The sequence below is a fragment of the Agrococcus sp. TF02-05 genome (genome assembly GCF_017565345.1).
GTDB classification, from domain to species: Bacteria; Actinomycetota; Actinomycetes; order Actinomycetales; family Microbacteriaceae; genus Agrococcus; species Agrococcus pavilionensis.
In genome coordinates, this window is record NZ_JAGEKO010000004.1 from 494,070 (window position 1) to 509,110 (window position 15,041).

The following is a 15,041-nucleotide window of genomic DNA, read 5'->3' on the forward strand; positions in this document are numbered from 1 at the left end:
GTAGCCGCACCCGGCTGGGGAACGGCGGCCCCATTGTGTCAGACCTGAGCAAACGCCAATCGCCTGATGAGGGTCGCGACGGTGTCGACTTGCTGCGAATCCGCTGGAGATCGACGCGGGAGACGAGCGAGGGGCGACCGATCGGGCCGCCCCTCAGCTCCGCACGACTCAGCCGCGTGCGCGCTCGTACGCGGCGAGCTGCTCGGCGTGCTCGCTGTTGAAATCGTCCATCGCCTGGCGGTTGCGCTCCTTCGCCCGGCGGCCGCGACGCGACTGGATGCCGCCGATCCAGATGGGCACCTCGCGAGCGATGACGAAGGCGAGCACCGAGAGCGGCGCGAGCAGCAGCTGCCCGAGCGACGCGGCGTCGATGCCGAGGACGGCGGTGAAGCTGCCCCAGCCGCCCTCCGACTCCATGAACGCGCCCGCGATGTGGGCGGCGTAGGTGAGCAGCGCGACGACGAAGCCTCCGAGCACGTGGGCCCACCAGCCGGCGCGGTTCGCGATGAGGCTGAGGATGAGGTAGCCGGCGAAGAAGACGACGACGGGAAGCAGGTACGAGGGGCGCAGCCAGAGCGACTGGAGCGTCTCGGCGGCGTCGAACTGCCGGTCGAAGAGGTAGCCGACGGCGAAGAAGGCAGCGGCGTGCAGGAGCCCGAAGACGAGCGTCGCGAGCAGCACGACCGCGACGCCGACGCCGCGCGCACCCTTGCGGCGCGGAGGCACCGGCTCCTCGACGAGCACGATCGGCGCACCGGCGCCGGTCGTCGTGGCATCCCCGCCGATCGCGGAGTCCGGCACCTCGTCGCGGACATCGTCGCGCACGATGCCGAAGCGGTTGGAGCGGTCGCGCAGCGGCTGCTGGAGCGACTGCGTCGGCTCGTCGGCCTGCGAGTCCATCGCGCGCGTCGGCGCGTCATCGGTCGCGTCGGCGTCGCGGTCGTCGCCGACGGTGTCCATGGCGCGCGTCGCGTCGTCGTCGTCCCGGCGCTGGGCGTCGATCGCCTGGGTCGGCTCGGGCTCGACGAACTCCCGGTCGCGGTCGCCGCTCGCGGCGCCGGGGGCGTCGGCGTCGCCGTGGCGACGCAGGCCGAAGGAGGGGCGGCGGGGCTCGACGAGCGCCGGGGGCTCGGTCGGCTCGGCCACCGGCTCGCTCTCGAGCGAGCTGGATGCGGCCTCGCCGTGCACCTCCTCGGCGGAGGGGCGAGCGGCGTCGTCAGGGTGCGCCGCGGAGTGCGAGGGGCCGCGCAGCGACGAGGGCGCGATGACCGTCGGCTCGATCGGGCTGTCGCTCGCGGCCGGTCGCTCGAGCACCGCGGTGTCCGCCTCGGGCTCGTGCTCGACGAGCGGCTGGTGCTCGTCGTGCTCGTCGACCGTCGTCGTCGCGGCCTCCGTCGAGTCGGGCGCGAGCTCCGCGGAGTGCGCCGCCGAGACCTCGGACGCGTCGACGTCGGCATCCGCGGGCGCTCCGCCGCGCTCGTCGGGCGTCGCCTCGGCGAGCGGCGCGGTGCCGAAGAAGCGGTCGCGCCACGACGTGGACTGCTGGTCGCTCATGGGTGGAACCTCCTGCGCCGGCACGGTGCCGGGTCGGGGCGATCCTAGGGGCGCGGCGAGGCAGGGATCGGGCGGCGCACCGTGAGCGGGCGAATCGCGCCGGGACGCGAGGAGGGCCGCTCCCTCTCGGGAACGGCCCTCCGCGTGTGGATCTCGATGCGCGTGCGGCTTCGCCGCGCGCTACTCGATCCTGGGTGCTCCGCGCTCAACGCGACTGCGTCGCATCGAGCGCTTCGCACTCAGACGTACTGCCCGGGCTCCTCGCCGAGCTCGCCGCCCGTGAAGGCGTCGAAGTCGAGGTAGGACAGGTCGGACTCGTCGACGCCGCCGGCGTCGGCGAACAGGCGGTTCGGGTAGCGCTCCGCCTTCGCCTCCTCGGTGGCCTCGACCGTGACGTCGCGGTAGCGCGCCAGGCCGGTGCCGGCCGGGATGAGCTTTCCGATGATGACGTTCTCCTTGAGGCCGAGCAGCGGGTCGCGCTTGCCGGCGAGGGCCGCCTCGGTGAGCACCTTCGTCGTCTCCTGGAAGGATGCGGCCGAGAGCCACGACTCTGTCGCGAGCGACGCCTTCGTGATGCCCATGACCTCCTGGCGGGCCGAGGCGGTCTTCTTGCCCTCGGTCAGCGCGGCACGGTTGAGCTCGTTGTACCGCGAGCGGTCGACGAGCTCACCCGGCAGCAGGTCGGTCTCGCCGTGGTCGACGACGGTGACCTTGCGCAGCATCTGCCGCACGATGACCTCGATGTGCTTGTCGTGGATCGGCACACCCTGCGAGCGGTACACGTCCTGGACGCCCGAGACCAGGTGCTTCTGCACCTCGCGGACGCCGCGCACGCGCAGCACCTCCTTGGGGTCGATCGAGCCGACCTGCAGCTGCTGGCCCTGCTCGACGTGGTCGCCGTCGCCGACCTCGAGCGTCGCGCGGCGCAGCACCTGGTAGGTGAGCTCCTCGTCGCCGTTGTCGGGCGTGATGACGACGCGCTTCGACTTCTCGTCCTCCTCGATGCGCACCCGGCCGGCCACCTCTGCGATGGGCGAGGCGTTCTTGGGGGTGCGGGCCTCGAAGAGCTCCGTCACGCGGGGCAGACCCTGCGTGATGTCGCTCGCGCCGACCGATCCGCCGGTGTGGAACGTGCGCATCGTGAGCTGCGTGCCGGGCTCGCCGATCGACTGGGCGGCGATGATGCCGACCGCCTCGCCGATGTCGACGAGCTTGCCGGTCGCGAGCGAGCGGCCGTAGCAGTGGGCGCAGACGCCCACCGACGACTCGCACGTGAGCACCGAGCGCACCTTGACCGTCTCGACACCGGCGCCGATGAAGGCGCGGATCTCGCGGTCGCCGATGTCGGAGCCGCCCGTGGCGAGCACCGTGCCGTCGGCAGCCACGACGTCGACCGCGAGGTTGCGGGCGAACGCCGCCGACTCGACGTTCTCGTGCAGCACGAGCTGCCCGTCGATCGTCTCGGCGATGGGCACGTCGAGGCCGCGCTCGGTGCCGCAGTCGTCCTCGCGGATGATGACGTCCTGCGACACGTCGACGAGTCGACGCGTGAGGTAGCCCGAGTCGGCGGTGCGGAGCGCGGTGTCGGCCGAGCCCTTGCGCGCGCCGTGCGTGGCGATGAAGTACTCGGCGACCGTCAGCCCCTCGCGGTACGAGGAGATGATCGGGCGCGGGATGACCTCGCCCTTCGGGTTCGTCACGAGACCGCGCATGCCGGTGATGTTGCGCACCTGGATCCAGTTGCCGTTCGCGCCGGCGGTCACCATCCGGTAGATGGAGTTGCCCTCGTCGAACGCCTCCTGGGTGGCCTTCTGCACGTCGTTCGTGGCCTTGGTCCAGAGCTCGGTGAGGTCGCTGCGGCGCTCGGCGTCGGTCAGCAGGCCCTTCTCGAACTTGTCCTGGATCTTCCGGGCCGCCTCCTCCGCCGCGCCGACGATCTCGTCCTTGCGCGCGGGGGTGATGACGTCGGAGAGCGCGACCGTGATGCCGGAGCGGGTCGCCCAGTGGAAGCCCGCGTCCTTGATCTTGTCGAGCGTCGCCGCCACCACGGTCTTCGGGTAGCGCTCGGCGAGCGCGTTCACGATGAGCGAGATGACCGGCTTGGCCGCGACCTCGGCGACGAACGGGAAGTCCTCCGGCAGCAGCTCGTTGAAGAGCGCGCGGCCGAGGGTCGTCTCGAGCAGGAACGGCTCACCGTCGACGAAGCCCTCCGGACGGTCCTGGTCCCGGAAGACGAGGCCCGTCAGGCGGATGCGCACGACGGCGTTGAGGTCGAGCGTGCCCTGGTCCATGGCCATGATGGCCTCGGCGACCGAGGAGAACGCGCGACCCGTGCCCACCGCATCCGCCTTGACGGACGTGAGGTGGTGGAGGCCCGAGACGATCTCGTGGGTCGGGAGCGTCACCGGTCGGCCGTCGGACGGCTTCAGGATGTTGTTCGACGCGAGCATGAGCACGCGGGCCTCGGCCTGCGCCTCGACCGAGAGCGGCAGGTGCACAGCCATCTGGTCGCCGTCGAAGTCGGCGTTGAACGCCGAGCACACGAGCGGGTGCAGCTGGATGGCCTTGCCCTCGACGAGCAGCGGCTCGAAGGCCTGGATCCCGAGGCGGTGCAGCGTGGGCGCGCGGTTCAGCAGCACGGGGCGCTCGCGGATGATCTCCTCGAGCACGTCCCACACCTGCGGCTTCGACCGCTCGACCATGCGCTTCGCGTGCTTGATGTTCTGCGAGTGGCCCAGGTCGATGAGGCGCTTGATGACGAACGGCTTGAACAGCTCGAGCGCCATCTGCTTGGGCAGGCCGCACTGGTGCAGCTGCAGCTGCGGGCCGACGACGATGACCGAGCGGCCCGAGTAGTCGACGCGCTTGCCGAGCAGGTTCTGGCGGAACCGGCCCTGCTTGCCCTTGAGCATGTCCGAGAGCGACTTGAGCGCGCGGTTGCCGGTGCCCGTGACGGGGCGGCCGCGGCGGCCGTTGTCGAACAGGGCGTCGACCGCCTCCTGCAGCATGCGCTTCTCGTTGTTCACGATGATCTCGGGAGCACCGAGGTCGAGCAGGCGGCGGAGTCGGTTGTTGCGGTTGATGACCCGGCGGTACAGGTCGTTCAGGTCGCTCGTCGCGAAGCGGCCACCGTCGAGCTGCACCATCGGGCGCAGCTCCGGCGGGATGACCGGGACGACGTCGAGCACCATCGCGGCCGGGCTGTTGCCCGTCTGCAGGAACGAGTTGACGACCTTGAGGCGCTTGATCGCGCGGATCTTGCGCTGGCCCTTGCCCTCGGCGATCTGCTGGTGCAGGTCCTCGGACTCGGCCGCGAGGTCGAACGAGAGCAGGCGCAGCTTGATCGCCTCGGCGCCCATGTGGCCCTCGAAGAACTCGCCGTAGAGGTCGACGAGGTCGTGGTAGACCGCGTCCTCCGCCTTCAGGTCGCCGACCTTGAGCGAGCGGAAGTCGTCGAAGACCCGCTCCATGTGGGCGATCTGGTCGTCGGCGATCTTGCGCAGCTGCGCCATCTCGCGCTCGCCCGCGTCGCGGACCTTGCGCTTCTGGTCGGCCTTCGCGCCCTCCTGCTCGAGCTCGGCGACATCCGCCTCGAGCTGCGCGAGGCGCTCGGCGATGTCGGCGTCGCGACGCTTCTCGATCTCGCCGATCTTGAGGCGGAGCTCCTGCTCGAGCGCCGGCAGGCGCTCGTGGCGAGCCTCCTCGTCGACCCGGATGATCATGTACGCGGCGAAGTAGATGACCTTCTCGAGGTCCTTCGGCGCCATGTCGAGCAGGTAGCCGAGGCGGCTGGGCACGCCCTTGAAGTACCAGATGTGCGTCACCGGGGCGGCGAGCTCGATGTGGCCCATGCGCTCGCGGCGCACCGACGACTTCGTGACCTCGACACCGCAGCGCTCGCAGACGATGCCCTTGAAGCGCACGCGCTTGTACTTGCCGCACGCGCACTCCCAGTCGCGGCTGGGGCCGAAGATCTGCTCGCCGAACAGGCCGTCCTTCTCGGGCTTCAGCGTGCGGTAGTTGATGGTCTCCGGCTTCTTCACCTCGCCGTAGGACCATGCACGGATGTCGTCGGCCGTGGCGAGGCCGATCCGCAGCTCATCGAACGTGGTTGCGTCGATCAATGCTTTTCCTCTTGTCTTCGAGTTCTGTTCTGCGGCTGCCGGATCAGATGTCGTCGATCGACGACATCTCGGGGCGCGAGAGGTTGATGCCGAGCTCCTCGGCCGTGCGGAGCGCCTCGTCCTCGTCGTCGCGCAGGGTGACGACGTCACCCGCGGCGTTGAGCACCTCGACGTTCAGGCACAGCGACTGCATCTCCTTCATGAGCACCTTGAAGGACTCGGGGATGCCGGGCTCCTGGATGTTCTCGCCCTTGACGATCGCCTCGTACACCTTCACGCGGCCGACGATGTCGTCCGACTTGATGGTGAGCAGCTCCTGCAGGGTGTAGGCGGCGCCGTACGCCTCGAGCGCCCAGACCTCCATCTCACCGAACCGCTGGCCGCCGAACTGGGCCTTCCCGCCCAGGGGCTGCTGCGTGATCATCGAGTAGGGGCCGGTCGAGCGCGCGTGGATCTTGTCGTCGACCAGGTGGTGGAGCTTGAGGATGTACATGTAGCCGACCGAGATCGGGTACGGGAAGGGCTCGCCCGAGCGGCCGTCGAACAGGTCGGCCTTGCCGGAGCCGTCGACGAGCCGCTGGCCGTCGCGCGTCGGGAGCGTCGCGTCGAGCAGGCCGATGATGGCCTCCTCGGTCGCGCCGTCGAACACCGGGGTCGCGACCTTCGTGTTCGCGGGCGCCTCGAGCGTGCGCGGGTCGAGGCCCTCGGCCCAGTCGGGGGTGCCCTCGACCTTCCAGCCCGTCTTCGCGATCCAGCCGAGGTGCGTCTCGAGCACCTGGCCGAAGTTCATGCGCTTCGGGATGCCGAGCGGGTTGAGCACGATGTCGACCGGCGTGCCGTCGGCGAGGAACGGCATGTCCTCCTCGGGCAGGATCTTGGCGATCACGCCCTTGTTGCCGTGGCGGCCGGCGAGCTTGTCGCCCTCGGTGATCTTGCGCTTCTGCGCGATGTAGACCACGACCTTCTCGTGCACGCCCGAGCCGAGCTCGTCGTCGCCGTCCTCAGCGCGGAACTGCTTGACCGCGATGACCGTGCCCTGCTCGCCGTGCGGCACCTTGAGGGACGTGTCGCGCACCTCGCGGCTCTTCTCGTTGAAGATCGCGCGCAGCAGGCGCTCCTCGGCGCTCAGCTCGGTCTCGCCCTTCGGCGTGACCTTGCCGACGAGGATGTCGCCCGGCACGACCTCGGCGCCGATGCGGATGATGCCGCGCTCGTCGAGGTCGGCGAGCAGGTCGGGACCGACGTTGGGGAGGTCACGGGTGATCTCCTCCTTGCCCAGCTTCGTGTCGCGGGCGTCGACCTCGTACTCCTCGATGTGGATCGACGAGAGCACGTCCTCCTTCACCAGGTTCTGGCTCAGGATGATGGCGTCCTCGTAGTTGTGGCCCTCCCACGGCATGAACGCCACGAGCAGGTTGCGGCCGAGGGCGAGCTCGCCCTGGTCGGTCGCGGGGCCGTCGGCGATGACCTCGCCGGCCTCGATGCGGTCGCCCGCCGAGACGATGACGCGGTGGTTGTACGACGTGCCCTGGTTCGAGCGGTCGAACTTGCGCAGGAAGTACTGCTGCGTGCCGCCCTCGTCGAGCTGCACCGTGACCAGGTCGGCCGAGACCTCGGCGACCACGCCCGACGCATCCGCCGTGATGACGTCGCCGGAGTCGATCGCGGCGAAGCCCTCCATGCCGGTGCCGACGAACGGCGACTCGGAGCGGACGAGCGGCACGGCCTGGCGCTGCATGTTCGCACCCATGAGGGCGCGGTTCGCGTCGTCGTGCTCGAGGAACGGGATGAGGCTCGTCGCGACCGACACCATCTGGCGCGGCGAGACGTCCATGTAGTCGACCTCGGTCGGCACGACGAGCTCGACCTCCTCGCCCTTGCGACGGGCGACGACGCGGTCCTCGACGAAGCGCTGGCTCGAGTCGAGTCGGTTGTTCGCGTGCGCGACGACGAACTCGTCCTCCTCGGAGGCGGTGAGGTAGTCGATCTTCTCGCTCACGACGCCGTTCTCGACCCGGCGGTACGGGGTCTCGATGAAGCCGAACGAGTTGATGCGCGCGAAGGTCGCGAGCGAGCCGATGAGGCCGATGTTCGGGCCCTCGGGGGTCTCGATCGGGCACATGCGGCCGTAGTGCGAGGGGTGCACGTCGCGCACCTCGACGCCCGCCCGCTCGCGCGAGAGGCCGCCGGGGCCGAGCGCCGAGAGGCGGCGCTTGTGGGTCAGGCCCGCGAGCGGGTTGTTCTGATCCATGAACTGCGACAGCTGCGAGGTGCCGAAGAACTCCTTGATCGCCGCCGAGACCGGACGCACGTTGATGAGCGTCTGGGGCGTGATCGCCTCGATGTCCTGCGTCGACATGCGCTCGCGCACGACGCGCTCCATGCGCGCCAGGCCCGTGCGGACCTGGTTCTGGATGAGCTCGCCGACCGCGCGGATGCGGCGGTTGCCGAAGTGGTCGATGTCGTCGACGTCGAGGCGGATCTCGACCGGCTCGCCCTTGCGGACGCCCGGGAGGGTCGAGTCGCCGTTGTGGAGCGCGACGAGGTACTTGATCGTCGCGACGATGTCCTCGACCGAGAGCACCGAGTCGCTCATGGGCACGTCGATGCCGAGCTTGCGGTTGATCTTGTAGCGGCCGACCTTCGCGAGGTCGTAGCGCTTCGGGTTGAAGTAGAAGTTGTCGAGCAGCGCGCGAGCGGCCTCGGCGGCCACCTGCTCGCCCGGACGCAGCTTGCGGTAGATGTCGCGGAGGGCGTCCTCCTTCGTCATCGGCGCGTCCTTCTCGAGCGTCGCCAGGATCGACTCGTAGCCGGCGAACTCGCGCGCGATGTCCTCGGCGGTGAGGCCGAGCGCCTTGAGGAAGACGGTGACCGACTGCTTGCGCTTGCGGTCGATGCGCACGCCGACGGCGTCGCGCTTGTCGACCTCGAACTCGAGCCACGCGCCGCGGCTCGGGATGACGCGTGCCGAGTAGACGTCCTTGTCGGAGTTCTTCTCGGGGGTGCGCTCGAAGTAGACGCCGGGGCTGCGCACGAGCTGCGACACGACGACGCGCTCGGTGCCGTTCACGATGAACGTGCCCTTCTCGGTCATGAGCGGGAAGTCGCCCATGAAGACGGTCTGCGACTTGATCTCGCCCGTCTCGTGGTTCATGAACTCGGCCGAGACGTAGAGGGGGGCGGCGTAGGTCTTGCCGCGCTCCTTGCACTCGTCGATCGTGTACTTCGGCACGTCGAGCACGGGCTCCGAGAACGAGAGCTGCATCTTCTCGCTCAGGTCCTCGATCGGGGAGATCTCCTCGAAGATCTCCTCGAGCCCCGACTGGGCGGGGATGTCGTCGCGGCCGGCGGCCGTCGCCTCGTCGAGGCGGGCCTTCCATGCGTCGTCGCCGATGAGCCATTCGAAGCTCTCGGTCTGCAGCGCCAGCAGGTCGGGGACGGTGAGCGTCTCCGGGATTCGGGAGAAGCTCAGTCGGCTTGCGTTCCGACCGGTCTTGGGGCTCAGTTCAGCCAAGGCAGATACCTCCGGGCCGGGAAGGGTTGCGGGTCTTCCCGGGATCGTGTCGTCGGTGAGAGACTCGTCAACACCCTTGAAGCGCCCGGTCTCCGGGCGCGCGCCGACCGCAATATGAAGGCAGAGGGGATGTCTGTGAGCGCAAAGAATCACTGTACGCCTCACGACCGCGCGTGTCCAGTCACCGCGGCGTGTCGGCTGGCGCTCCCTCGGGCGTCGATGCTAGCGCGGCGCGCGGGCGGCAGGCGGTAGCGGCAGGATGGCTGCGTGGAGACCCCGAGCCGCCGCCTCTCGAGCGGCATGCACGCCGAGATGCGCTACGCCTCCGCGGGCGGCTGGCAGCTCGTCGTCGACGGCACGCCGCAGTCGCACGTCGACCCCGAGCGGCCGCAGCTGCTCGTCTACGAGTACGTGCAGCAGATCGGCCACGTCATCGACGCGCTCGAGCCGGGGCCCATCACCGCGGTGCACCTCGGCGCCGGCGCGCTGACGCTCCCCCGCTACGTCGACGCGACCCGCCCGGGCTCGCGGCAGCAGGTGATCGAGCTCGAGCCTGCGCTCGTCGAGCTCGTACGGGAGGTCGCGCCGCTCCCCCGCGGCGCGAGCGTGCGGCTGCGCTACGGCGATGCCCGCGAGCAGCTCGCCCGCTTGCCCAAGGGCCTCGTCGGCGCCGCCGACCTCGTGGTCGTGGATGTGTTCTCCGGCTCGCAGACGCCGGCGCACGTCACGACCGTGGAGTTCCACGCGCTCGTGCGCGAGCTGCTCGCCCCGACCGGGGTCGTCGCGGTGAACATCGCCGACGACCGGCAGCTCGCGTTCGCGAAGCGCCAGCTCGCGGCGCTGCTCGAGGTGCACGCCGAGGCGGCTGCCCTCGCCGATCCGGGCATGCTGAAGGGCCGCCGCTTCGGGAACGTCGTCGCGATCGCGGGCGCCGCGCTGCCCGACCTCGATGCGATCGGCCGGGCGCTGCGGCGCGATCCGCTGCCGGGGAAGGTCGTCGCCGGCGACGAGCTGCGCCGCTTCCTCGGCGGGGCGCTCCCCGCGCGCGACGCCGACGCGACGCCGAGCCCGGCGCCGAGCCGCGGCATCTTCGGCTGACCGCCCGCTCCGCTCGCCCCATCCGCGCGCCCCATCCGCGCGCTGAGCGAGTCGGAGCGGCTCGCGGCGCGGCCTCCCTGCGGATCAGCGAACCTGCGGCACGATGTCGGGATGAGCGAGTCGATCGGCTACGACCAGACCGCGCTGCGCAACGCGGTCGACGTGGCGGCCGCCGCCCGCCGGCTGCGCGAGCTCGGGCGCGAGCGCTCGCTCGCCGCCGTCTCGGAGCGCGCGTGGCTGCTCGAGAGCATCGGCCGCCTCGACGAGGCGCTCGCCGCCGCGAGCGAGGCCGTGACGCTCGCTCGTGCCTCGGGCTCGCGCGACCGCGCCGCCGAGGCGCGGCTGCTGCGCGCCTCGGTCGTGCAGACGCGCGGCGACCTCTCGACCGCGCTCCGCGAGTGCACCGCGATCATCGCCGAGGCGCGCTCGAACGACTGGGTCGAGCTGTGGGCGCACGCGCTCCAGCAGCGGGGCACCGTGCACTTCGCGCTCGGCCGCTGGCAGGAGGCGTGCGTCGACTTCACCGTCGCCGTCGAGCTGTGCCGCGAGGCCGACCTGCCGCCAGAGCAGCTCGAGGCGGCCGAGATCGCGCTGCTCGTCGCGACCGACCGCGCGCAGACCGAGGCGATCCGCGCCGAGCAGGACGTGCCGCGCGCGAGCCACCCGATCTGGGGCGGGCGCTGACCCTCCACAGGCGCGCCTCGCCGGTTCGCGCCGCGCGGCCGGCTGCTGGCATGCTCGCTGCCGGCGGGAGGTGACGGATGGCGGAGCTCGATCGGGTGCGGGTGTGGGCGGAGGCCCTCATCCGGCTGCACCTCGACGCGTCGTGGAGCTTCGAGTTCGACCGCGCCGTCAAGCGCGCAGGGCTCACCGACTTCCGCGCCAAGCGCATCTCCGTCTCGAAGCACCTCGCCGCCCGTTGGGACGACGACGACGTGCACCAGACGCTGCTGCACGAGATCGCGCACGCGATGGTCGGCCCCGGCGCGGGCCACGGGCCCGAGTGGCGGCGCGCGGCGCGCGAGCTCGGCTACATCGGCGGGCGCACCCATCAGGGCGAGATCGCCGCCGAGCGGGCGGGCTGGCTCGGCGAGTGCCCCGGCGGCCACGAGCACGTGCGCTTCCGCGCGCCGCGGGGGCGCTACGCGTGCAAGGCGTGCTCGCGCTCGGCACGTCGGGTCGTCGAGATCCGCTGGCGCCGCCGGCAGGCGGCGGCGTGACGACGGCGCGGCTCTCGAGCGGCCGCGAGGCCCGGCTCGAGCCCGCCGACGACGGCCTCGTGCTCGTGATCGACGGCATCGAGCAGTCGCGCATCGGCGCGCCCGGCGCGGCCCCGCGGCACGCGTCGGCGCGCTGGATGCTCGCGGCGGCGCTCGAGTGCCTCGCGGGCGGCGGCCGGCGCGCGCTGCACCTCGGCGGCGGAGCGGCGACCCTGCCGCGACTCCTGCAGCACGAGCTCCCCCACCTCGACCAGCGGGTCGTCGAGCTCGAGCCGGCGCTCGCCGAGCTCGTCCTCGCCGAGGCGCCGCTGCCCCACGGCGTCGAGCTCGAGGTCGGCGACGGCCGCGCGGTGCTCGAGGCGCAGGCAGAGCCCGTCTCGATCGTGCTCTCGGATGTCTTCGGCGGCGGCAGCGTGCCGGCGCCGTTCACGTCGATCGAGTTCTACGCCGCCGCGCGCGCGGGGCTCGAGCCGGGCGGCGCGCTGCTCGTCAACTCCGCCGACGGACCGCCGCTCGCGTTCGTTCGCGGGCAGCTCGCCACCGTGCGCGCCGTGTTCGCGCACGTCGCGCTCATCTCGACCGGCTCGACGCTCGCGGGCGCGCGCTTCGGCAACGTCGTGCTGCTCGCGAGCGACGCGCCGCTGCCCCTCGAGGCGATCCGCGAGCGGCTCCGGGGCGAGGCGCCGCCCGCCGCCGTGCTGCCCTGGTCGCGGCTCGAGCGCTTCGTCGCCGACACCGCGCCCGAGCCGGTGACCGACGCGACGGCGGTCGACTCCGCGCCGCCGACGCGCGCCGCCTACCTCGGGCCGGGAGCCCTGCCGCCGTCGCTGCTCGAGCGCGACGGCGACTGATCCCGCTCGGGGCGAGCCGACGCATCCGGCCCCGCGCCGTCGACCGGCGCGGCGCCGACCGTGCGCTGGTCGCCCGTCGGTACGGCTCCCGCCGACGCGTCGTCGAGCTGGGCGTCGTCGAGCGGCGCGGCCGCGTCGTAGGAGGCGCTGATCTGCCGGTACGACTTCGTGAGCATCGCGAGCGCCGCGGCGATGACCATCACGACGCCGCCGATGAGGAAGACGAGCGCGATGCCGCGCGCGACCCCGGTGCCGAGCAGCGGCTCGAGCGCGGCGGCGCCCTCGCTCGAGCGCGCCCACGGCAGGATCCAGAACTCGGCGAGCGGCGCGATGAGGAATGCGGTGACGGGCGCGGCGGCCGCCTCGAACGCCATCGCGAAGCCGAACACCCTGCCTTGCCGCGAGAGCGGCACGACGCGCTGGATGATCGTCTGCTCGGCGGCCTCCGCGGCGGGGATCAGGCACATGTAGAGCCAGATGCCGCCCGCGTAGAGCCACCACCACTCGCGGATCGTGAAGAGCGCGCCGAGCGCGCCCATCACCATCACGACGATGAGCAGCGTGCGGATCGGGCGCTTGCCGAGCCCGAAGCGCGCGATCGCGAGGCCGCCGACGATGAAGCCCGTCGAGGCGACCCCGAACACGACGCCCCACATCTCGACCGTGAAGAGCTCGAGCCCGTAGGGATCCATGAGCGCCATGTAGAGGCCGCCGATGAGGTTGTTGAACGTCGAGAACAGGATGAGCGCGAAGAGCCCGCCGATCGCGAGCACCGCGCGCAGCGAGCCGCGCAGGTCGACGCCGCGAGCGGTGTCGTCGGCGTCGAGCTCGACGACGTCCTGCGGGATGCGGAGCGTCAGCAGGTGCGCGAGGCTCACGGCGGTGAGGGCGATGGCGATCGCGATGGTCCAGCCCATGCCGAGCCGCCCGATCGCGAGGCCCGAGAGCACGCTCGTGACGATGAAGGCGAGGCCCTGCACGGTGCCGACGAGGCCGTTCGCGTTGGCGTGCCGCTCGTCGGGCACGAGCATCGTGACGGTCGTCGAGAGCGCGATGTTGCGCATCTGCTCGACGACCGCGCCGACGAGCACGATCGTGCCGAAGAGCCAGAACCAGGGCGCGCCGAGGTCGAGCAGCGTCCGCTCGGGCAGCAGCAGGTACATGACGCCCGCGGCCGAGAACGCGACGAGCGTGACGGTGCCCGAGAGCAGCATGACGCGCAGCTTGCGGTTGTGATCGACGATCGTGCCGAAGAGCATGCTGCCGAACGCAACGAGCAGCATGTAGGCGCCGCCGATGATGCCGGTCGCGAGCACGGAGCGGGTCTCGAGGTAGACCCAGAACGTCAGCGCGAACCAGAGGAAGCTCGTGGTCAGGTTGGCGAGGGCGGTGTTGATCAGCACGTGGAGGAACGTGCGCTCGCCCTGCGTCCTCGTCATCGAGGTCATGCGGGCACGCTAGACCAGGCCACCCACATGCCGACACCCGCGAGTCGCGAGCGGCGTCACGCATCCGAATGCATGCTCTCGCGGGTCCCGGCGGCGGTGGGCGGCGAGAGCGTGCACGTCGCTCGTCGCGCTGGCGCAGGCGCGCCGGTCGTGGAAGCTCGCGCTCTCCACAGGCGGCCCGCCTGCTGCCCGGGCGCCGGCCCGCGGCGAGGCAGAGTGCGCGCATGCCGCCGCTGCCCGCACCGCTCCCCGAGCCGTTCGTCGGCCGGCCGTTCCTGGTCGGCGACGCCCTGCGCGCCGGCGTCAGTCCCGCGCGCGTCCGCGCCCGGGACCTCGTCGCGCCGTTCCGCGGCGTGCGCGCGAGCGCCGTCGACGACCTGCACGCGCTCGCCGCGGCCTACGCGACACGCATGCCGCCGCACCACTCGTACGGCGGCACGACCGCGGCGCGCCTGTGGGGGCTCCCGCTCCCCGACGACTGGTCGGCCGACGAGCCGCTCGTGATCGCGCGACCCAACGGCAGCACCCGCGGTCGCGCCGTCGGCACGCGGCACATCGCCATCGATCCGGATCGGCTGCAGAGCATGTCGCACCGCGGCCTGCGGCTCCTCGCTCCCGGGGCGACCGCGCTCACCCTCGCGCGCGAGCTGCCGCACGAGCGGCTCGTGCACGTCGTCGACGCGCTCCTGACCGGCTCGAAGCGCTACCCCGACCTCGACCTCCCAAAGCGTCCGTACGCGACGCTGCAGGCGCTGCTCGACTTCCTCGAGGGCTGCCAGGGCCTGCGCGGCGCGCGCGCCCTGCGCGCCGCCGCTGACGACGCGCGCGCGGGCGTCGACTCCCGCTTCGAGAGCATCACCCGCCGCGTCATCGTGCTCGCGGGGCTGCCGGAGCCCGAGGTGCATCCGCTCGTGGTCATCGACGGTGTCGAGCTGCACCCGGACCTCGGCTATCTCGCGCTCAAGATCGCGGTCGAGTACGAGGGCGAAGGGCACCTCGACCCGAAGCGCTGGGCCGACGACATCCTGCGCTACGAGATGCTCGAGGCGGCCGGCTGGATCGTGGTCCGCATCACGAAGGCCGACGTCGCGGGCGCAGGGGATCGCTGCGCGCGGCGCGTGCGCGCCGCGCTGGCCCGTCGCTCGTAGCGCCGGCCCCACCCGCTCGTGGGCGTGCGCAGCGCAGTCGCGACCACGGAGTCGCGCGCGGGCATGGGCACGCTGCTGAGGCTC

Annotated in this window: 9 protein-coding genes; 5 read left to right on the top strand and 4 right to left on the bottom strand. The window is 71.6% G+C overall.

Going from position 1 to position 15,041, the window contains the following annotated elements; genetic code table 11:
* Window positions 1-168: 168 nt before the first annotated feature.
* The 3 genes from JQT67_RS06300 to rpoB all read right to left on the bottom strand — a co-directional run bounded on the left by JQT67_RS06300 (window position 169) and on the right by rpoB (window position 9,192).
* Window positions 169-1,554 (bottom strand): DMT family transporter, encoded by a 1,386-nt coding sequence (locus JQT67_RS06300; protein WP_208063939.1) that lies wholly within the window; start codon window positions 1,552-1,554, stop codon window positions 169-171.
* A gap of 239 nt (window positions 1,555-1,793) precedes the next feature.
* Window positions 1,794-5,678: a DNA-directed RNA polymerase subunit beta' gene (gene rpoC / locus JQT67_RS06305; protein WP_208063940.1), complete on the bottom strand. Its 3,885-nt coding sequence runs from the start codon at window positions 5,676-5,678 to the stop codon at window positions 1,794-1,796.
* 43 nt (window positions 5,679-5,721) lie between these two features.
* On the bottom strand, window positions 5,722-9,192 hold the full coding sequence (gene rpoB / locus JQT67_RS06310) for a DNA-directed RNA polymerase subunit beta (protein WP_021010939.1): 3,471 nt from the start codon (window positions 9,190-9,192) through the stop codon (window positions 5,722-5,724).
* A gap of 300 nt (window positions 9,193-9,492) precedes the next feature.
* Between rpoB and JQT67_RS06315 the strand changes: the two genes are divergently transcribed.
* The 4 genes from JQT67_RS06315 to JQT67_RS06330 all read left to right on the top strand — a co-directional run bounded on the left by JQT67_RS06315 (window position 9,493) and on the right by JQT67_RS06330 (window position 12,361).
* Window positions 9,493-10,290 carry a fused MFS/spermidine synthase gene (locus JQT67_RS06315; protein WP_208063975.1) on the top strand — a complete coding sequence of 266 codons (798 nt, stop codon included), beginning with the start codon at window positions 9,493-9,495 and terminating at the stop codon, window positions 10,288-10,290.
* A 111-nt stretch (window positions 10,291-10,401) separates the two neighbouring features.
* A complete protein-coding gene (locus JQT67_RS06320) occupies window positions 10,402-10,974 on the top strand; it encodes a hypothetical protein (protein ID WP_021010941.1) in 573 nt (190 codons plus the stop codon).
* 77 nt (window positions 10,975-11,051) lie between these two features.
* Complete coding sequence (locus tag JQT67_RS06325; RefSeq protein WP_021010942.1) at window positions 11,052-11,510, top strand: SprT-like domain-containing protein; 459 nt, start codon at window positions 11,052-11,054, stop codon at window positions 11,508-11,510.
* Window positions 11,507-12,361, top strand: coding sequence for a spermidine synthase (locus JQT67_RS06330; RefSeq protein ID WP_208063941.1), 855 nt, complete (start codon window positions 11,507-11,509; stop codon window positions 12,359-12,361). The genes JQT67_RS06325 and JQT67_RS06330 overlap by 4 nt, the downstream gene beginning before the upstream one ends.
* Here the strand turns inward: JQT67_RS06330 and JQT67_RS06335 are convergent.
* Window positions 12,307-13,809, bottom strand: a complete 1,503-nt coding sequence (locus JQT67_RS06335; protein ID WP_208063942.1) for an MFS transporter — start codon at window positions 13,807-13,809, stop codon at window positions 12,307-12,309. The genes JQT67_RS06330 and JQT67_RS06335 overlap by 55 nt on opposite strands.
* Window positions 13,810-14,033: 224 nt before the next feature.
* Between JQT67_RS06335 and JQT67_RS06340 the strand changes: the two genes are divergently transcribed.
* Window positions 14,034-14,957: an endonuclease domain-containing protein gene (locus JQT67_RS06340; RefSeq protein WP_208063943.1), complete on the top strand. Its 924-nt coding sequence runs from the start codon at window positions 14,034-14,036 to the stop codon at window positions 14,955-14,957.
* Window positions 14,958-15,041 lie beyond the last annotated feature (84 nt).